Origin of the sequence: Halorubrum amylolyticum (assembly GCF_004114995.1) — an archaeon.
GTDB lineage: Archaea > Halobacteriota > Halobacteria > Halobacteriales > Haloferacaceae > Halorubrum > Halorubrum amylolyticum.
In genome coordinates, this window is record NZ_SDJP01000012.1 from 37,601 (window position 1) to 56,110 (window position 18,510).

Sequence of the window (18,510 nt, forward strand, 5' to 3'; positions counted from 1 at the left end):
GCCCGCGCCGTGGTCTCATCTCCCCGTCGTACGCTGGTCGACGAACTCGCGGACCACGACCGCCTCGTCGAGGTCGGCGTCGGCGACCGACCGGCGGTCGCGCGAGCGCTCGCGGAGCGGGGCTGCCGCGTCGTCGCCGTCGACATCGAACCGGGAGATCGAACGCGTTCGACCGCACGAGAGACCGAAGACGAGCCAATCGCCGGCTCGCTCCGTGTTCGGCGGGGTGACGTACTGGGGCTCGCGAAGGACCCGGACGAAGGCGAAATCGGACCGATCGATGCGGTGTACGCGTGTAACCTCCCGGCCGAGCTGCAGCGACCGACCGTCGCGCTCGCCGACCGCCTCGACGCGGTCTGCGTGTTTACTACCCTCGGGTTCGAGGAACCGGTCGTTCCGGTCCGGCGGCGCTCCGTCGAGGGAGCCGCGTGGTACGTCGCGCGCGGCGGAGAGCGCGGGAAGCGGTCGTTCGGCCCCGACTGAGGCGGCGTGGACCGAGAGTCGGCCGGTTCGGCGAGAACCCGAACGTTCTTTCCCGCTCCTGCCGGCGTACGGGTATGCAGGTCGACGCAGTCGTCCTCGACATCGACGGGGTGTTGGTCGACGTGGCGGACTCCTACCGGCGGGCGATCATCGAATCCGTCGAGCGGGTGTGCGACAAGACGATCGATCGCGACGCGGTCCAGTCGTTCAAGGACGCCGGCGGGTTCAACAACGACTGGGAGCTGACGAACGCGGCCGCCCTCTACGTGCTGGCCCGCCGCGAGGGACTCGGATTGGACGTCGAGACGTTCACCGACCGGGTCGCCGAAGGCGGCGGCGGGCTCGACGCCGCGAAGGAAATCGTCGGCGACCTCCCCCGGGTCGCGCAGGCGCGGGTCCGCGACCAGTGGGACACCGACCGCCTCCGCGAGACGTTTCAGGCGCTGTACCTCGGCGCGGAGCTGTACCGCGAGCTGGAGGGCGATGCCCCCCCGCTGTCGGCGCCGGGGTATATCCACGACGAACCGACGCTGGTCGAGCCGGCGACGATCGCCGACCTGACCGACCGGTTCGACGTGGGCGTGTTGACGGGGCGACCCGCCGCCGAGGCGGAGATCGCCTTAGAGCGCGTCGGCCTCGACGTGCCCGAAGACCACCGGTTCACGATGGACGACTGGGAGGAGGGGAAGCCGCACCCGCGGGCGCTCGTCGAACTCGCGGGGCGGTTCGACGCCGACCGGGTCGCCTTCGCCGGCGACACGCTCGACGACGTGCGGACCGCGCGCAACGCCGACGACGAGGACGCGAGCCGCGTCTACTACGGGATCGGCGTCCTCACCGGCGGCCTGACCGGCGACGAGGGGCGACGGAAATACACCGAAGTCGGGGCCGACGCGGTCGTCGAGGACGTGAACGGTCTCGTCGGGCTGTTGGAGTGAGAAGATGGGCCTTGCCGGTACCCCACTCTGAAGGTTGCGCCGGCTCCCGATGGGCGACCAGTCGCTTGTTGATGTGACTCTCGATGTATCATAGGTCAGGAAGGTAGTCGCGGCGCTGTTCGGATTTCTCGCGCGCGCTCCGCCGATCGTAGTGCTCGTCGAGGATGGTGTTGCTCGCGTCGAGCCGATCGGAGACGACGCGCCGGGGGACGTCTTCGCGCCGGTACGCGGTCACCCGACCGCTCCGAACGTCGTGCGGAGAACGAGACGAGGGGCAGGTACTGGCTTTGACCATCGCCGTCGCCTCGCAGGTATCTACGTCACGATCGTGGGGACAGTCGGCACCGCGCCAACAGGGACGGGTGATCCGATACAGGGTGTCCCGAATCGTCGATACGGACGCGCGCCCGTACTCCGTCGAGATGAGAGGGTCGCGGCCGTAGTCGTCTTTCACCTCGTTGCGCGGACCATCGATGAAGTCCTCTAGAACGCGAGCGACGTGCGGACTGATGGCATTCCACCGCTCGCCTTTCTCCTTGTTTTTGAGAGGCGTATCGACTTCCGGCCGGTGACGGAACTGGACGCCGGGCCGGTCGGTATCGAGGTCGAGGTCGCCCAGGTCGAGCGAGCGAACGGCACCGGCTCGCGCGCCGGTATGCCACATCAGGAGCAGCGTGACGTGTTCGCGGCTCGCGTAATTGTACCGATTCAGGTACTCCAGAATGTCGCCGACGCGCTCGGGTTCCAGCGTCGTGTTGCTCACGTTCTGCCCGTTGCTGACTGTCGGGAGAGGTACGTCCTCGCGGAGACCACCGCGGACCGCGTCGATCTCCTCAGCGAATCGGAGGAACGAGCGAAGCGTCGCCAGCTGGCCGCGGAGGGTCACGGGGGCGATGGGATCACGACCGTCGCCGTTTCCTTCCCTCCTCCAGACGCGGTATCGGTAGAGATCTCGACCGGCGAGTTCGTTCAGATTCTCGATACCCTCCTCGGCACACCATTGCTGGAACGCGTCGAGCCGGTACCGCTGACTTTCGAGCGTCCGTTTGCTCAGCTCGTCGCGGCGGGCTTCGAAGTACATCTCGATACCCTCCCCCGGAGAGAGAGGTTCGAGGTCGTCGCTCATCGCCGACCCCCATCGTCGTCGAGGATGTTCGCGCACCGCTCGCACACCGGCTCGTCTCGATCGGCGTCGTAGCCGTCAGCGTAATTCTCGCAGTAGGAACAGGTGCCGTCGGAGTTTTCACTCGGCGTTACATCTGACCGTCTGGGGCCTAGGAGCCCCGACATGGTTCCGTGCATTTGGATCACGGGAACCACCGTGGGGCCGCGCTGCCACGCGGCCCTTCTTCACTAACCGACCAGAGTCATCAGGAACCAGCTGATAGTCCCCAATTCAGGAGTATATCCTATGCTACTTAATAGTTGTTCTAATTGTGTTTCTAATTAGTAACTGCTTTTCCGTTATTACTATCCGATCAGAGTGTTGGTTAGGGAATATGACTGACAAAGAGCGACCAGAACCACCGGAAGGGTACGAGAGGTACGACCAAGGAGATCGGGAGCTTTCAGAAACGGAAAAAGCATGGCTGGAAGAGGAACCAGAAGATTACGAATGGATGACCGAGATGGACAAGAAGATACTCCGTGTTTTAATGACAAATCTAACGTTGACACCATCAGTCATCGCAGATAACATCGGCCATTCACGTCAGGCGGTCTCACGACGTTTGAACATGCTGCGAGCAGGAGGGCTAATTGAGAAAGAAGAGCGAGGGAAATACACCATATCAAAGAAAGGTGTCGGATTCATGGAGATCGGGGAACTACCTGAAGACGGCAATAGCGAAAATAAATCAGATGGGTAACATAGCGATCAACACCATTATCCCGGTATTCACTGCTTTTGGCGGTGTTCTTCTCACCTTTTGGTTCAGAGAAAAACAAGAGACATTAAGCGCCCTTCGCGCAATAAAGACGGAATTGAAACACAACGACGATTTAGGAGAAAGTACTCTTCATGACCTATTTTCTGAGAGACCAGCTGGATATGACAAACTCAGTAAGTTGGATACTGTCCCGCTACAGACATCCGCTTTTGAACACTTCGTGAATTCAGGAGTCGCAGTTAAGATATCTGATGATATTGAAGATTCTATTTGGTATCATTATCTAGTTGTCAGGAGTATAAATCGAGATATATCGCGACGATTAGACGCGTCCGACCAGACAGAAATATCAAGAATTGATGATGAAATATTAAATGGGATATTGTATTTGAGTGGTGCTGATCGATTAGAGGTCATGAAAGCAAATATCAGAGGGAACCGAAGTGTAGAACAGGAGATCACGGAGAAGCTTGAAAGCCAGAAAAATCTAGAGGATGGAGGATGGGGGGATGTAACGAAGCACACTTTTGATGCAATTGAAGATACTTTAGAAAAAGAGATTCGCGCGCGTCACCCGGCCCCTGTATTCATTTTGAAACTGGCTGGAAGATAGACCCAAGCATATTCACCCGTTGGCAGTAGCCAGTCTGTCTGTAGAGTGTTTCATACATGGACGCTCATGACCGTGGTAGTCGTCGACACTCAACAGATACTCAGCGTAACGAACCGTTTCAACGCCGTGTTCGATGAGATGAGCGGCCATCACACCTGAATCATGAGTCGCCATATCGCACTTCCTACATCGGAATTTCTCGCCACTCTTCAGCTCGTACTGGAGTCGCGTCTTCTGTAGGAGACGAGCCCTCGGTAACTCCAGCAAAACCATATCGACGCCGCCACTACCGGGCGAGTGTTCGGTACCATCTTCCTCGACGATAGCTTTCAGTCTGTAACCATCGTCGGCTCTCTTACGCTCAAACGATTCAGAAGGAGTCGAGGTTTGCCCGTCGACGATCTCCTCGACGAACTCGCGCCGGGTCGGGTCGATATTCAGATGACCCATCAGAGCAGGAATCGACACGTCCGAGCCGTTGACATCGAGGTAGGTCAGTACACGGTCGCGGATGACCGCCTCCTGGTGCGTTTCACCGATGGACCCACCAGCGTCCGCAGTCGGCCAACGAGACGCGAGGTCGTCCGGCCGATCCTCTAGTTCAGGCTCGTCAGGAAGCGCGTCATGCAGCTGCTCGTCGGTCGGTGGCTTGTCGAGCCGGGACTGGTCGATACTCCACCCCGACTCACAGCAGGAGCAGACGACATCGGGGCCGCGCCCCTCGTTCCATCGGACGTGTTCGCCGTGGGAACGTGACTGGTTCGCGGTCTCCGACTCATATCGCTGATGGCACCGATCGGCGCGGATGGACTCGTTGACGAGTTTCGATCGGGAGGTCCGTCGACGCGCCGCAGACCAGTAGAGCGCACCCCACGCGATGTACTCAATCGGCTTGTCAAGCAGCGACTCGGTGTAGCCACCCATGTACGCGGCCATGTACGAACCGAGGTTTTCCACGTCGGCGTTCAGCGAGATGCACCCGTCCTCTTCGCGCAGGTAGTCGCCGATCTCCGTGTAGTCGTGACCGGCGAATCCGGCCGGATCGCACTCCTCAACGTGTTTGTCGATGACGCGCTCGAACTCCGAGCCGACCGAGTTGAGGTCGAGCGAGGTCGCACCCGCGTCGAAGTAGACGCCGACGTGTAGGTGCGTGTAGCAGGCGTTCGGACCGGACCGCTTGTCATCGTCCGCGGCCGAACCCATGCCGTGCGGTTCGCCCTGGAGCCAGTAGCCCCAGTCGTCGGAGTCGAGCCCGAGATGATACTCCATCGTGTTTCGCAGGGTATCGCGGACGCCGTCGTAGCTGAACGCGTCGTGAATCGCGTCGAGATGGTCGACAGGAGAGAGCCGGCCACCGGAGGGGACAGACGACGCCGTGAGCGTCAACATCGCGGTCGCTGGGTCGTCCCACGTCGGAGTAGCCTCACCACCGGTCGGACGCTCACCGCCGCCCATCTGTCGCTGGAGCGCGCGGGCGCGGGCGTACTGCTTTTGACTGTACTCTTCGCCCCACGCGTCGACAAGCGGCACATCGAACTCGTCACCCGACTCGCGGTCGGCGAAGCGAGCGACCAAGCCCTCGTAATCGACGTGCGAGCGCAGGAACGCGTGGATTGCGTCGGTCCACGTCGCCGCGGTACGCCGGTCGAGCGTCCGCACCGAGAAGGCGTCTTCAAGCGGTCGCTCAGGCTCGACCCACTCCTCGGAGAATTCAGGGTCAGTAACGATACGCCGGAGTTTCCGGCCATCAGTCATCGACAGAGGAAGATCGGCGAGGTCGGGGTACTGGGATGCGAACTCAGCGACCCTTTCGACAACGCGATCCTCATCCTCCTGAAAAGAAGAGGTAGAGCCCTTTACAGAGTTAGTCTCCTTGGAAGGCCAAGACGCAGACCGAGGCGAACTCTCACTACTCATCGCCCGACCTCCGGTGAGTCGCACCCGCACCGCCACTCGTTCGGCTCCCTCCGGTCGCCGTGCGCGGCCGGCGCCGTTCGGTCCGCGTCCGGCGGACCTCACGGACCACAAGGTCGCCGGCCGCTCGGAGAGACTGACGGGCGGGCGCGAAACGACTCATTTGTCCGCTTCGCTCCCCCCGTCAGCGACGAGGTCGCGGTCGAGGCAGTTTTGGAGCTGGGTGGTTCGGTTGGAAGGCTGCCGTCCGCCGAACCGTGGAAGCTCTCGGTTCGGGCAGTCGACGTGATGCCCGTACTCGGTGGTCCCGTCGGGCGACTCAGTACACCGAGCGCCGCAGGCGGGACACCAGAACTCCCCTGGTCTGTCCGTCCCAAGGGTTCCCCCACCAGATTGATCGGTGAGGCTCACCGCAGATCACCCCCGTCGGGACGATCGCGGCCCGCCTGCCCACCCCGTAAAGGGGTAGGCAGGCAGGGCAAATCGAGAGCGTCGACGGTCCTAATCGCACCACGGAACGGGGTAACACCTACACCAATGGGTGGGTAGGTGGCCGGGTGGATCGACGTAGCGGCGACTACGGAATTCGCACGACAGCAGGAACCCGGAACCGACCGCTGGTCGACATACGGCTCAGAAGCCGATTTTCCGGAACGTCGAGAAGGGCGATACCGGGCGTTTGAGCCACCGAGAGAAGCGTTTCGGAGAACACCCAGTAACGGGTTTAAATACGATGGGCCTTGCCGGATTCGAACCGGCGATCAACTCGTTATGAGCGAGTCGCTTTAACCAGACTAAGCTAAAGGCCCGTAATTCGGGGTAAACGGGACGAACCCTTTAGCGTACCGAATCCGTGCGATCGCAAGACGGGACCGGCGGTGGAATCGACGACGACAGCCGGAAGCGACACCGACCGCTACGTGGTGTAGGAAACGGAGAGGCGCCGAAGCCAGGACTCGAACCTGGGACCGCCTCGTGACTGTGACGTTCGGGGGAAATCCGCCGAGCGTCGTAACAGCGAGGCGCTCTACCAACTGAGCTACTTCGGCTCATCTTCCGATACTCGATTCGTTTTGATAGGGCTTTCGTTTCCGCCCGACTCGAGTGCGATCAGTTACCGCGCCTCGATCTCATCGGCCTGCCGTCTCCCGATCACCTCCCGGAGCATGCCGCTCTCCCGGTGACCGACACGTTTTCGGCCGGACCGCGAGAAGCCGACACCATGGACGATCTCGAGGCGGTGCTGTCGCGCGTTCGCGACCGGGTGGTCCCCGAGCCCGCGGAGCGCGACCACCTGCGGGCGGTCGCCGCCGATCTCGCCGACCGGACGCGCGAGGCGATCGCCGACCTCCCCGTCGACGCCGACGTGGTACAGGTGGGGTCGACCGCCCGCGGCACGTGGGTCTCCGGCGACCGGGACATCGACCTCTTCGTGCGGTTCGACGCCGGCCTCGACCGCGAACAGCTGGAGGAGTACGGGCTCGCCGTCGGCCACGCCGTCCTCCCGGACGGTCACGAGGAGTACGCCGAACACCCCTACGTGAAAGGAACCCACGAGGGGTTCGACGTGGATCTGGTCCCCTGTCACGACGTGGCGACCGCCGGCGACCTCGTCTCCGCCGTCGACCGGACCCCCTTCCACGACGCGTACCTCTCCGCGCGGCTGGACGACAACCTCGCCGACGACGTGGTGCTCGCGAAGGCGTTTCTGAAGGGGATCGGCGCGTACGGCAGCGACCTCCGCACTGAGGGGTTCTCCGGGTACCTGACGGAGCTGCTCGTCTTGGAGCTGGGCGGGTTCGTCCCGCTCGTGGAGTCCGCGCGGAGCTGGCACCCGCCCGTGGAGTTCGACCCCGAGGGCCACGCCGAGCGGACCTTCGACGACCCGCTCGTGGTGGTCGATCCGACCGACCCGACGCGGAACGTCGCGGCCGTCCTCTCGGCGGCGAACCTCGCGCGGTTCCAGCACTACGCCCGCGAGCTGCTCGCGTCGCCGAGCGGGGAGCTGTTCGAGCAGGCAGAGCCGACCCCCCTCGGCCCCACCGACGTTCGCGACCACCTCGATCGACGGGAAACGAACCCAGTGGCCGTCGTGTTCGACGCTCCCGATGTGGTCGACGATCAGCTGTGGCCGCAGCTCCGGCGCTCGCTCGACGGGATCGTCGGGGGGCTGAACGACCGCGGTTTCGACGTGCTCCGCGCGCGGGCGATGACGGACGCCGCGGGTCCCGGAAGCGCCGAAGGCGGCGCCAAGCGCGCCGCGCTGTACGCCGAGCTGGAGGTCGCAGAGCGGCCGGCCGTGGTGCGCCACGAGGGGCCGCCGGTCGCGGTGCGGAAACACGCCGCGAACTTCTACGAGTCGTACGCCGACGACGTGGACCCGGAGACGTACGGCCCGTTCATCGACGGCGACCGGTACGTCGTCGAGCGAGAGCGGGAGTTCACGACGGTCCGTGAGTACCTCGAAAGCGATGCCGCCGGCGACGTCGCGCTCGGCGCGCAGGTGGAGCGGGAGTTCGCCGAGCGCGACGTGTTGGTCGGCGACGCGGTGGCGACGCTCGCGCCCGCGTTCGGCGTGCCGCTCAGGGAGTTCTACGAGCCGCATCCGTGAGTCGCACAGCGGGACGCGAGAGTTGAGACCGATGGACCGACCTACCGCGAGAGCCGGTCCGAGATGAGATACACGAGCGCGACGAGCGCGAGCAGGACGACGCCGACCGCCGACAGGAACGCCGCGACCCGCGGGAAGACCAGCCAGAAGGCGACGTAAAACGAGAACGCGAAGGCGAGCAGGCCGACGATCACGACCCCGCGGGTCGGGTTCTGGACGGCCGCGACGAACGCGCGCTGCGGGAGCGAGAGTGTTCCGAAGTCGACCGGCACGTCGGGGTCGTCGGGGTCGTCGAAGTCGGAGGGGTCCTCGGGTGCGGCTTCCTCGGGCGAGGCGTCGTCGGTCACGCGAGGCGGTACGGTCCGAACCCGCCTGTACCTGTCGCTCCCCGAGCCGCGTCAGGCGACCCCGCCGCCGACCGCCGCGCCGACGAGGAACGCGAGCAGCGCGGCCGCCACGTTCGTGGCCGCGAACCGGGCCGCGGTTCGGCCCTCGCCGTCGGCCGCGGTCGAGACCGTCTCGACGGCGAACGAGGAGAACGTCGTGAAGGCGCCGCAAAAGCCGACGGCGGCGAAGAGGGTCGCCCCCGAGCCGACTGGCGCGGCGAAGAGGCCACCGAGCGCGAGACTCCCGAGCGCGTTGACGGCCACGACCGAGCGGCGGCCCTCGATGCGGAGGCCGATCGCGTGCCGCCCCACCGCGCCGGCGGACCCGCCGAGACCGACGAGGAGGGACGCGACCAAGGGATCGGTCACAGCCGTTTCCCGATGAACAGCCCGGCCGCCGCGGCCGCGAAGCCGGCGGCGTAGCTCGCGGCGACGTACGCGGCGCCGGCCGTCGTTCCGAGCGTCACGGCGTCGGCGACGAAGGTGCTGTAGGTGGTGAACGAGGAGAGCGCGCCGGTCCCGACGAACAGTCGCGTCCGGCGGCGCGCGGCGCGCGTGAGCAAGACCCCGAGCGCGAAGGAGCCGAGGACGTTCGCGAGGAGCGTTCCGGCGCCGGTCGCGTCGCCGACGGCGACGGCGACCCCGTGTCTGGCGACGGCGCCGACGAACCCACCGAATGCGACGAGGAGGAACCCCAGCGGCGTCCGTTCCATACAGGGGCGTCGCCGGCGCTTATCTTGGGTCTTCGGACTTCGCGGCGGCGCCCGTGGCTGCCTTCGTCCCGCTCGCCCGTGGACTCCCGCCGCCGTGCGGAGTCCGGCGCTCGCGGACTCGAACGGTGTGGGCCGTCTCCGTCGCGTCGTCGACGACAAGCGCCTCGCCGGTCCCGGTGGGGAGCCGCGAGGCGAGGTCGCCGGCGAGGTAGGTCGCCTCCGCCTCGGCGAGCCGGTCGAGGTCTCGCTCGGCAGTGAGCCGGTGGGCAACGAGCAGGTCCGACTGCGAGACGGCGACGCTCGGCAGCGCACCGGGGCGCTGCGTCGCGCAGACCAGCGAGACGCCGGGCGCGCGGCCGCGGGTCAACAGCGTCCTGAGGGCGGGGTCGGCGACGCCGCCGAAGAAGGCGTGCGCCTCGTCGACGAGCAGCCACGGGAGTCGGTCGAGCTCGCCGTCGATCCGGGCGTCGTAGAGCCCGCGGGCGACCGCCCTGACGACCGCGGCCGCGGCCGCCTCCGGAGCGCCAGCGAGGTCGATCACGGTCGGGCTCCCGTCGCCGGCGAGCCGCGCGACCGGCGGCGCGTCCGCGTCGAACACGTTCCACGACTGTGCGAGCCGCAGGTGGTTCGCGGCCGCGCGACGGTCCGCCGGGGGCGCGTCCGCGGCGTCAACTCGGTCGCGGAGCGCCGCGATCGAGGGCGACCCGTCCGAACTCTCCGAGCCACCCTCGGCGGTAGCGTCGCGAGCGTCGGCGACGACGCGCCACAGCAGGCTCCCCGGGCCGCTCGCGGGGTCGAGCCCGAGTAGGTCCGGCCACGCTTCCGGCGGTATCGCCGCGGGGCGGACTCGCGGTTCGACGACCCGTCCGCCGGCCGCCCGGAGCCCGCCGAAGACCCCCATCGGGTCGATCACGACCGGCGCGACGCCGCGGGACTCTGCGAGGCCTTCCGCGAGAACGCCGAGCGTGTACGACTTCCCGGTCCCTCGCTTGCCGAAGACGACGCCTGCGTGCGGGCCGTCGGCGTCCACGCCGACCCCGACCCCGGCGCTGCCGTCTCGCGCGAGGAACGACCCGAGGCGGACGGTCGGCGGCCGTTCGCTGTCGACCTCGTCGCCCGCGTCGGGCTGGCTGACCCCACCGTCCGAACCGGCGCTGTCGCCCGAACCGGAATCGCGCCCGAGAACGTGCATAGCCGCGATGGTTTCGGTATCGTACAAAAGGGCCGGGGCGGACGCGGAGCCTCCGTCCGGTGGCGGCTGCCGGTCGAGGGATCGGTGGGGTCGTCGCTCGACCGGCACGTCCGACCCTTTATCGGAGATACCGCGGCCAGCGACGGTATGCCGCACTCGAAACGTGACGGACGCACCGCGAATCAGCGATCTTTTCGCGCGGACCGTCGGGCGATCGAGGGCCTGCCAGTCAGGCTGGTCATCGCGCTCGTCGTCGGCGTCGCGAGCCTCAGCGTGATGATGGGAATGATCGGCGATATCGACGGGCTGGCCGCGACAGAACTCGACGCACAGCCGCAGCCGGAGGTGACGACGCCGGGCGAGCAGTCGCTCGACGTCGCCGTCCTCGATCCCGACGGCTCTCGCGTCGCGGACGCGACGGTGATCGTGCGAAGCGGATCGGCACAGATAGACGGCGTCGCCACCGGAACGACCGACTCAGACGGGACCGCGACGATCGACGTCGACCCGAAGCTCGGACCGAACCAGCCGGACGGCACCCTCACCGTCGAGGTGAAACCGCCGGCGGAGGGGGACTACGTCGACGAGCGCGGGAACACCGAGGTGCTGGTGGTCGCGGAGTGATCAGAGGCGGTCGTCCCAGTCGATCCAGTCCTGCTCCCAGCCGTGACGCGCGAAGTGGCCCTGCTCGGCGCGCTCGGCGTCCTCCCGTCGCGTTCGGTTCCGCTCGACGCCGCGCTGCTCGCCGTCGACGAGCATCGGCTGGAGCCGCGCCGGGCCGGCCGTCTCGACCGTCCGGAACCCCGTCGGTGCGTCATCGTCGTCGGCCGCGGCGTCGGACGCGACCCCTTCCGAGTCGGGCTCGATCGCGGCGATCGTCTGGACCGCCGTCCCGCGGGGGTAGACGATCCGGCCTCCGTCGGCGAGCTGCTCGCGGAGCGCGCGCGGCGGCTCGGCGACCGCGGCTTCGAGGAGGACCCGGTCGTACGGGGCGTACTCGGGGAGTCCGTTCGCCCCGTCGCGTCGGTCGACGAGGACGGCGTCGTATCCGGCCGTCGAGAGGTTCGATCGGGCGATTGCGACCGCCTCGCGGTCGATGTCGACCGCGTGGACGCGTCGCGCGCCGGCGATCTCGGCGAGCAGCGCGACCGAGTAGCCGACGCCCGCGCCCACGACGAGCACTTCATCTCCCTCGTCGGCATCGAGCGCGGAGAGCAGCCGCACGACGGTCGCTGGCGCGAGCGATCGGTCTCCGTTCCCCCCGCTTCCGCCTCTCGGGGTGGTCTCGCCCCCGGCCGCCGTCGAGGCGTCGTCGACGAACGGGTCCCGAGAGACGCGCTGGAGCGCCGTCAACACGGGCTCGTCCAGCGTCTCGCCGATCTGGTGTTCGAGCCCCTCGATCATGTCGGCCCGAAGCGATGCCTCGTCCATAGCCGGACTCGGTGCTCGGTCCTCTAAAAGCGCTCGCTCGTCACTCCACGTTCGTCATCGCATCGGTCGTCGTCGCATCGATCGCCACCGCACCGCTCCTCACCGCATCGGAACGAACCGGACGCCGCCGTGGTCCTCGCGGTCGACGCCGTCTTTCCCGACCGTCAGTCGGACGAGTCGCTGCGCGCCGGCGCGACCGATCGGCGCGACGACCCGACCGCCCGTCCGCACGCGGTCGACGATCTGGTCTGGGACTCCGTCCGCCGGCGCGCAGGTCAGGTACGCGGCGTCGAAGGGGGACTCGTTCGGGAACGCCGTCCGCCCGTCGCCGGCCCGGACGGTCACGTCGTACCCGAGCCGCCGGAGCCGCTCGCGGGCCGCCTCGGCCAGCTCCGAGACGTACTCGACGCTGTAGACGTTTCCCGGGCCGACGACCTCGGCGACGACGGCGGCGTGGTAGCCGCAGCCCGTGCCGACCTCGAACACCCTGTCGCCGGGTCCGGCGTCGAGCAGGTCGGTCATGACCGCGACCATGTGCGGCGCGCTGATCGTCTGATCGTGGCCGATCGGGAGCGGTCGGTCCTCGTAGGCGCGCGACCGATGACGATCCGGGACGAACGCGTGACGCGGCACCGACTCGATCGCCGCGAGCGTCCGCTCGTCGACGTCGAGCCGGCGGCGGAGCCCGGCGACCAGCTCGCGGCGCGCCGCCTCGTGATCGGCGTCGTCCATGTGCTGATCTAGCACGCGACGAGTGGAGAAACTGTCGGCGGAGGGAAGAACGGCGACAAGGAGAAAGAACGGCGGGGGTGTTAAAGACGAAAGGATAGCTCGCGGCAGCCGTGCGGAAAGTGCGAAACGATGGCGACGAGCGAGTCCGATCGCCGGCCGGTCAGTTCACGTCGATGCTGTGGCCGGCGGAATCAGACGACGACCGCTTCGGGAGGGTGACGGTGAGCACGCCGTCGTCGTACGAGGCGGTCGCACCGTCGCTCTCGACCGGCTCGGGGATCGGAATCCGGCGCGACACCGCGCGGCGACGCCGCTCGCGGCGGTGATAGCGAACGTCCGCGTCGTCCGCGTCGTCGGTCTCGGTCTCATCGCCGTCGTCCCCAGCCGCGTCGCCTCCGCCGATCGTCGCCTCCGAGTCATCCCCGCCGACCGTCGCCTCCGCGTCCCGCGCCTCCTCGCGGGTGGCCGCGATCGAGAGGGCGTCGTCGTGGAACTCCACCTCGATCCCGTCGGCGTCGAAGCCGGGGAGGTCGGCGAGCACGGTGATCGCCTCGTCGTCCTCGATCACGTCGACGGCGACGTCGCGGGCACCCGGGAATCCGGGGACGCCGGGTCCCGGCGCGTCGAGCGTGCCGCCGAGTTCCTCGAATTCTCGTCCCATCCGTTCGAGCAGGTCCTCTATCTCGGTGAAGGGATCGCGTCGCGTCATACAGGTCAGGATTCGAGGCGGAGAGACTTGAACGTACGGGCGGGAGTCGTCGACCGAGAGGAAAGCGACGGAGGGGGACGACGAAGTCGGTGCCTAGAGGAACGGCCGCCAGTAGTACGGGCTCACGAACCCCTCGATGAACGCGGCGACCGCGATCAGCACGCCGATCCCCATCAGCACCCAGAACGCGTTTTCGAGCGCGTCGGCGAACGCCTCGCGGGACAGGCGGCCGCGGAACGCCCGCCACGAGACGATCCCGAGGTGGATTCCGAGCGCGCCGGAGACGAACAGCGCGGGAATTTCGAGAATTCCGTGGGGGACGACGAACGCGACCAGCGCGGCGAGGTTCCCCTCTAACGCCGCGGTGGCCCCGAGCGCGAGCCCGTTGAACGCGATCGACGAGAGCGCCGGGACGACGAGCGCGGCGCCGGCGAACGAGGTCGCGATCGCGACCGACCAGTTGTTCCCGAAGAAGTTGAGCGCGGCCGCCGGCGGGATGTGGCCGACCAGCCGCGACTCGATCGACGTGGTGACCGCGCCGACGAACGGGTCGACGGCGAGCCAGCCGACCGCGCCGAACCCGACGCCGACGAGGACTGCGATCGCGTGCAGGCCGGGGGTTCGCCGGACGAAGTCGGTCATCTCGCGCCAGCCACGACGGGCGCCGCCGACGAACTGGTCCCGGACGCGGGCGTCGATCGGCTCGACGGGGACGAATTCGCCGCGGTAGTCGCCGTACAGGACGGTTTTGAGCAGATCGAGCGCGGGGGCGGCGACGACCGCGCTGGCGAGCGCGACGACGGCCCCGCCCCCGAAGAACGCGAGCGCGGACGCGGCCGAGGAGATCGCCACGAGTACGCCGACGGCGACGACGAGGTACGCGAGGGCGTCGACGGGGTTCGACCGGATGAACCCGCCGGCCCCTTCGACCGCGCCGACCACGCCCGTCTCGTCGACAACGACCGCGGCCGGCGCGAACGCGAACACCGCGCGGACGACGAGCAGGACGACCAGTCCGACGAGCAGCGCGAGGAGCGCGACTAGGGCACCGAGGAAGGGATTGACGAGGAACGCGCCGCCGATCGCTAGGGCGGCGAGCAGCGACACCCCGATCCACAGCAGGAACTCGGCGACGTAGAGGCCGAGGAACGTGAGCCAGCGCCCCCGCACGCCGGCGATCCCGGCGGTGAGCCCGCGGCCGCCGCGGACCCGGCCCGCGACCGCCGACATCTGTCCGGCGGAGACCGCGGCGTACGTCAGGAGTGCCAACAGAAGCGTTACCGCCGTACCGACGGTCAGGAGGAGGAACGCGGTCGGCGACGCGAGCGGTTCGAGCGCGGGCGCCACGCTCTCGGCCCACGCCTGAACCGCCTCGGGGTCCTGCGCGTCGGGCGGCGTCAGGTCCAACTCGGCGAGCGCCCGCCGGGCGTCGGCGAGCCGGCCGGTCAGCTCGTAGTGGAGGTACGTCCCGGCGAGCGCGACGAAGAGGCCCATCCGGGCGACGACGGGGACCGCCGTGCCGAGGAGGTAAAACGGGAGCAGGTCGGCGGGGCGTCGGCGGAGGGTCGACGCGGTGGCGGAGACCGCGGATGACAGGTCCATGCGAACCGGTTCGGCCGTCGGATACTTAAAAAGACCCGAGCGATCCGGGCGGTCACTCGGAAGGCGGGTCCGCCGGGCCTTCGGTCACCGAGGAGTCCGCATCGGTGCCGCTCCCGCGTTCCGCCATCATCTCCGCGGCGCGGTCCGCCCACCCCGAGTAGCGGAAGCCGGCGATGACCACGAGCGCCATCCACGCGTACGCGAGGAACACGCCGACGTACGCCCCCGGCGGCCCGAGCCCGGCCGTGCGCCCGAGTAGCCACGAGGCTCCGAGGAAGAGGCCGAACATCCCGGAGACGCGGGCGACGAGCGGGACCCGGGTCTCGCTGGCCCCCTGCAGCGCCCCGGAGAGCGCGGAGAAGCAGACCAAGACGGCGCCGGCGAGGCCGTAGACGCGGGCGAAGTCGATCGCGTACGCGATCGTCGGACCGTCGTCGGTAAAGAGGGGGACGAGCCGAGGCGCGAGCGCGACGAGGGCGAGCCCGATCGTCCCGACCGTGAGCACGCCCAGTCCGGCGACGGCCCACCCGTTGAACCGGGCCTCGTCGGGGTCGCCGGCGCCGAGCGACTGGCCGACCAGCACCGAGGCGGCGACGTTGTACCCGCGCGAGAGCGGGCCGGTCACCTGCTGGTACACCCGTCGCCCGATCTGGAACCCGGCGTTGACCGGCTCGCCGAAGCCGAGGAGCAGCGCGTTGAACGGAAATTCGGCGATCGCCGAGCCGAACCCTTCGAGCACACGGGGGGCGCTCACCCGGAAGAGCTGGCTCGCGATCGTGAGGTCGCGGGGGCGCGCGAACGACGCCTCGGTCCACGGACTCCGGATGGCGAGACACAGCAGTCCGGCCGTGAGCACGTTGGCGCCGGCGGTCGCGAGGCCGACGCCGACGACCTCCAGCCGCGGGAGGCCGAACAGGCCGAGTCCGAGGAGGACCGACCCCGCGATGTTGACGGAGTTGGCGGCGGCGTTGACGTACATCGGGGTGCGGGTGTCGCCGGTCCCCTGCAGCGCGCGAGCGGCGACGAGGGCGACGTGGCGCGCGGGGGCGGTCGCGAAGACGATCGCGAGGTACGTCGAGCCCAGATCGACGACGGCCGGCGAGGTCCGCTCGCCGACGAGCCGCCCGAACACGTCGATCGCGTACTCGCCGAAGAAGAGGCCGAAGAACGCGAAGGGGAGTCCCGAGAGCGCTCCGACGAGGATCGCCTGCGTCACCGCCTCGTCGCGCCTGTGAGTCGCGCCCGCACCGGTGTCCTGCGAGGAGAGCGCAATCGCGCCGCCGCCGAGCCCGAGCCCGATCCGGAGGGGGAACCGGGCGTAGAGGTCTGCGAGCCCGATCGCGACCACGGCCGCCGGCGAGAACAGCGCGGTGACGAGGACGTCGGTCGTCCGCATCGCGGTGCGGAACGTCTGTTCCGCCATGACCGGCCACGCGAGCGAGAACACGCGCGTCCAGACGCGCCGCAGCCGCGGGAGGTCCATGTGTCACCGCTGAGGGACGGACGGGGTTTTTACGTATCGGAGCCGGCGGCCCCCGCCGGATGCGACCGGCTCGCCGCTTCGAGAAACGCTCGCTCGCCGAGGCCGCTCACGACCCCTGTCCCGGCTCCGCCCGCGGGAGCGACACCTCGACCCGCACCCCGCCGAGGTCGGACTCGCCGATCGCGAGGTCGCCGCCGTAGCGGTCGACGAGCGTCGAGACGATCCGGAGGCCGCCGACCGCGTCCGCCTCGGTCTCTTCGTCGCCGGAGCGGTCGTCGCCGGGGGCGACGCCGGTCGCTACGGCGTCGGCCCCGGCGTCGCCGAGCAGCGACTCGCGGCGCTCGGGCGGGATTCCGGGGCCGTCGTCGGCGACCGTCAGCGTGACCCGCTCGTCGCCGTCGCGGACGGCGACGCGGACGGTGACCTCGGGGCCGGCGTGTTCGACCGCGTTCTCGACGAGATTGTCGACCACCGAGCGCAGGCCATCGTTGGCCCGGACCGGCGCCGCGTCGGCGATGTCCGCGTCGACGGTCACGCCGGGGCGGTCGGCGACCCCGGCCAGCACGTCCCGGGTCGTTTCGGCGAGGTCGACGCGCCGGAGCGACGACCGTCCAAGGAGGGCGTCCGCGACCGCGCCCGTCGCCTCGATCCGGTCGAGCCCCTCCTCCGCCTTCCGCGCGATGACGGCGGACGGTGGGGAGTCGGGAACGGTGTCGGCGTCGAGGTCCCGCGGCGACCCGTCGGGGTCGACCTCCCCGTCCGCGAGGTCGGCGTATCCGCGGATCGCGGAGAGGTCGTTGCGGAGGTCGTGACGGAGGAGGTGGTTCACGAACGAGACCGCGCGGGTCGCGTCCCGCGCCCGCCGCGCCTCGGCCGCGCTTCTGACCGCGTAGTACCCCGCGACTGTGCCGGCGAGCGCCCCCGCGCCCGCGGCGACCAGAAGCGGGAACGCGGGCTCGACGAGCGGGCGCCCCTCGAAGGCGCGAACGAGGAACGTGGCGCCGATCGCGCCGACCGCGGTGAGCGTGCCGACGACCGTCCACCGGGCGACACGTCGCTCCTCGGTAGGTTCGAAATCCACCGCAGCGACCCGAGACCCGGCGTAGACGACGGCGACCGCGATCCCGCCGTCGAGCGCCAGCGCGAGCAGCGGCCCGGCCGCCCCCGCGACGGACCCGACCTCGAACCCGTGGTGGACCGCCGCGGCGAGGAACAGGGCGATCCCGATGTCCGCGATGATCCGGTGACCGCGGGGTCGAAACATGTCAGTCATCATCGACGGAACGGACAAAGTCGTTTGGATCGGTGGCGGTTCGGCGATGCTGCCAGAACGTTGAAGCATGTGAACGACGCACACACAATATGGACGTCTTCGTGTACGGAACGCTCACCGAGCCGGAGCGGGTCGCCGAGGTGCTCGACTCGTACGTGTACGTCGGGCCGGCGACGCTGTCCGGGCTCCGCCTCGTGGAGGGGCGGTACCCGACGCTCGCGCCGGGCGGCGAGACCGCGGGACGGCTCCTCCGAACCGAGGCGCTGGACGCCCTCGACGAGTACGAGCGCGTCGGAGAGGGACTGTACCGTCGGGTTGCGGTGCCGCTCGACGCCCCCGAGGGCCACCCGGACGAGGCGGCGGTGTACGTCGGCGATCCCGACCGACTCGACGCGGACGCGGCGTGGCCGGGCGGCGGGGACGGAGGAGACGACGGCGGCGGTGGGGGCGGTGGGGGGAGCGGCGACGGTGGGGGGAGCGGCGACGGTGGGGGGAGCGGCGACGGTGGGGGGAGCGGCGACGGTGGGGGGAGCGGCGACGG

At 68.4% G+C, this 18,510-nt stretch carries 20 protein-coding genes and 2 tRNA genes; 7 read left to right on the forward strand and 15 right to left on the reverse strand.

Annotation, left to right across the window (positions count from 1 at the left end; translation table 11 throughout):
• The first annotated feature begins 9 nt into the window (after positions 1–9).
• Entirely contained in the window at positions 10–483 is a 474-nt protein-coding gene (locus ESO89_RS09980) for a UPF0146 family protein (protein WP_128905371.1), read from the forward strand.
• Between the two features lie 74 nt (positions 484–557).
• Positions 558–1,421, forward strand: coding sequence for a TIGR01548 family HAD-type hydrolase (locus ESO89_RS09985; RefSeq protein WP_128905372.1), 864 nt, complete (start codon positions 558–560; stop codon positions 1,419–1,421).
• A gap of 88 nt (positions 1,422–1,509) precedes the next feature.
• On the opposite strand, the gene ESO89_RS09990 is transcribed toward ESO89_RS09985, so the two are convergent.
• Positions 1,510–2,547 (reverse strand): tyrosine-type recombinase/integrase, encoded by a 1,038-nt coding sequence (locus tag ESO89_RS09990; protein WP_206731746.1) that lies wholly within the window; start codon positions 2,545–2,547, stop codon positions 1,510–1,512.
• A 373-nt stretch (positions 2,548–2,920) separates the two neighbouring features.
• On the opposite strand from ESO89_RS09990, the gene ESO89_RS09995 reads away from it, so the two are divergent.
• Both ESO89_RS09995 and ESO89_RS10000 read left to right on the forward strand, forming a co-directional pair.
• A complete protein-coding gene (locus tag ESO89_RS09995) occupies positions 2,921–3,289 on the forward strand; it encodes a replication/maintenance protein RepL (protein ID WP_128905373.1) in 369 nt (122 codons plus the stop codon).
• Positions 3,282–3,923, forward strand: coding sequence for a hypothetical protein (locus tag ESO89_RS10000; RefSeq protein ID WP_128905374.1), 642 nt, complete (start codon positions 3,282–3,284; stop codon positions 3,921–3,923). The genes ESO89_RS09995 and ESO89_RS10000 overlap by 8 nt, the downstream gene beginning before the upstream one ends.
• Before the next feature lie 12 nt (positions 3,924–3,935).
• Here ESO89_RS10000 and ESO89_RS10005 read toward each other — a convergent pair whose 3' ends face one another.
• The 4 genes from ESO89_RS10005 to ESO89_RS10020 form a co-directional block, all read right to left on the reverse strand.
• On the reverse strand, positions 3,936–5,840 hold the full coding sequence (locus ESO89_RS10005) for a hypothetical protein (RefSeq protein ID WP_128905375.1): 1,905 nt from the start codon (positions 5,838–5,840) through the stop codon (positions 3,936–3,938).
• Between the two features lie 156 nt (positions 5,841–5,996).
• Entirely contained in the window at positions 5,997–6,248 is a 252-nt protein-coding gene (locus ESO89_RS10010; protein ID WP_128905376.1) for a hypothetical protein, read from the reverse strand.
• 323 nt (positions 6,249–6,571) lie between these two features.
• Positions 6,572–6,646: transfer RNA gene (locus ESO89_RS10015), tRNA-Ile, on the reverse strand.
• A gap of 132 nt (positions 6,647–6,778) precedes the next feature.
• Positions 6,779–6,886 (reverse strand) — tRNA-Asn (locus tag ESO89_RS10020).
• A 173-nt stretch (positions 6,887–7,059) separates the two neighbouring features.
• On the opposite strand from ESO89_RS10020, the gene cca reads away from it, so the two are divergent.
• Positions 7,060–8,448, forward strand: coding sequence for a CCA tRNA nucleotidyltransferase (gene cca / locus ESO89_RS10025; protein ID WP_128905377.1), 1,389 nt, complete (start codon positions 7,060–7,062; stop codon positions 8,446–8,448).
• A gap of 41 nt (positions 8,449–8,489) precedes the next feature.
• On the opposite strand, the gene ESO89_RS10030 is transcribed toward cca, so the two are convergent.
• The 4 genes from ESO89_RS10030 to ESO89_RS10045 are packed head-to-tail and all read right to left on the reverse strand — an operon-like array spanning position 8,490 to position 10,739.
• Complete coding sequence (locus ESO89_RS10030) at positions 8,490–8,795, reverse strand: hypothetical protein (RefSeq protein WP_241686190.1); 306 nt, start codon at positions 8,793–8,795, stop codon at positions 8,490–8,492.
• 51 nt (positions 8,796–8,846) lie between these two features.
• A complete protein-coding gene (locus tag ESO89_RS10035) occupies positions 8,847–9,203 on the reverse strand; it encodes a fluoride efflux transporter FluC (protein ID WP_128905378.1) in 357 nt (118 codons plus the stop codon).
• The gene (locus ESO89_RS10040) at positions 9,200–9,547 is read right to left on the reverse strand and encodes a fluoride efflux transporter FluC (RefSeq protein WP_128905379.1); all 348 of its coding nucleotides are present in this window, start codon (positions 9,545–9,547) and stop codon (positions 9,200–9,202) included. Before ESO89_RS10040 ends, ESO89_RS10035 begins: the two co-directional genes overlap by 4 nt.
• 19 nt (positions 9,548–9,566) lie before the next feature.
• On the reverse strand, positions 9,567–10,739 hold the full coding sequence (locus ESO89_RS10045) for an ATP-binding protein (RefSeq protein ID WP_128905380.1): 1,173 nt from the start codon (positions 10,737–10,739) through the stop codon (positions 9,567–9,569).
• Between the two features lie 147 nt (positions 10,740–10,886).
• Between ESO89_RS10045 and ESO89_RS10050 the strand changes: the two genes are divergently transcribed.
• On the forward strand, positions 10,887–11,363 hold the full coding sequence (locus tag ESO89_RS10050) for a DUF7382 domain-containing protein (protein ID WP_128905381.1): 477 nt from the start codon (positions 10,887–10,889) through the stop codon (positions 11,361–11,363).
• Here the strand turns inward: ESO89_RS10050 and ESO89_RS10055 are convergent, their stop codons facing one another.
• From ESO89_RS10055 to ESO89_RS10080, 6 genes are all read right to left on the reverse strand, one after another.
• Positions 11,364–12,170, reverse strand: coding sequence for a protein-L-isoaspartate O-methyltransferase family protein (locus tag ESO89_RS10055; RefSeq protein WP_128905382.1), 807 nt, complete (start codon positions 12,168–12,170; stop codon positions 11,364–11,366). It abuts the gene before it with no gap.
• 99 nt (positions 12,171–12,269) lie between these two features.
• The gene (locus ESO89_RS10060) at positions 12,270–12,902 is read right to left on the reverse strand and encodes a protein-L-isoaspartate(D-aspartate) O-methyltransferase (RefSeq protein ID WP_128905383.1); all 633 of its coding nucleotides are present in this window, start codon (positions 12,900–12,902) and stop codon (positions 12,270–12,272) included.
• A 160-nt stretch (positions 12,903–13,062) separates the two neighbouring features.
• Positions 13,063–13,611 carry an Hsp20/alpha crystallin family protein gene (locus ESO89_RS10065; RefSeq protein WP_128905384.1) on the reverse strand — a complete coding sequence of 183 codons (549 nt, stop codon included), beginning with the start codon at positions 13,609–13,611 and terminating at the stop codon, positions 13,063–13,065.
• A 93-nt stretch (positions 13,612–13,704) separates the two neighbouring features.
• A complete protein-coding gene (locus tag ESO89_RS10070; protein WP_128905385.1) occupies positions 13,705–15,213 on the reverse strand; it encodes a stage II sporulation protein M in 1,509 nt (502 codons plus the stop codon).
• A gap of 52 nt (positions 15,214–15,265) precedes the next feature.
• Positions 15,266–16,696 carry an MATE family efflux transporter gene (locus ESO89_RS10075; RefSeq protein WP_128905386.1) on the reverse strand — a complete coding sequence of 477 codons (1,431 nt, stop codon included), beginning with the start codon at positions 16,694–16,696 and terminating at the stop codon, positions 15,266–15,268.
• 106 nt (positions 16,697–16,802) lie between these two features.
• The gene (locus tag ESO89_RS10080) at positions 16,803–17,960 is read right to left on the reverse strand and encodes an ATP-binding protein (protein ID WP_164932776.1); all 1,158 of its coding nucleotides are present in this window, start codon (positions 17,958–17,960) and stop codon (positions 16,803–16,805) included.
• A 98-nt stretch (positions 17,961–18,058) separates the two neighbouring features.
• Here ESO89_RS10080 and ESO89_RS10085 point away from each other — a divergent pair.
• A partial coding sequence (locus ESO89_RS10085; RefSeq protein WP_164932777.1) for a gamma-glutamylcyclotransferase family protein occupies positions 18,059–18,510 on the forward strand: 452 nt, incomplete at its 3' end.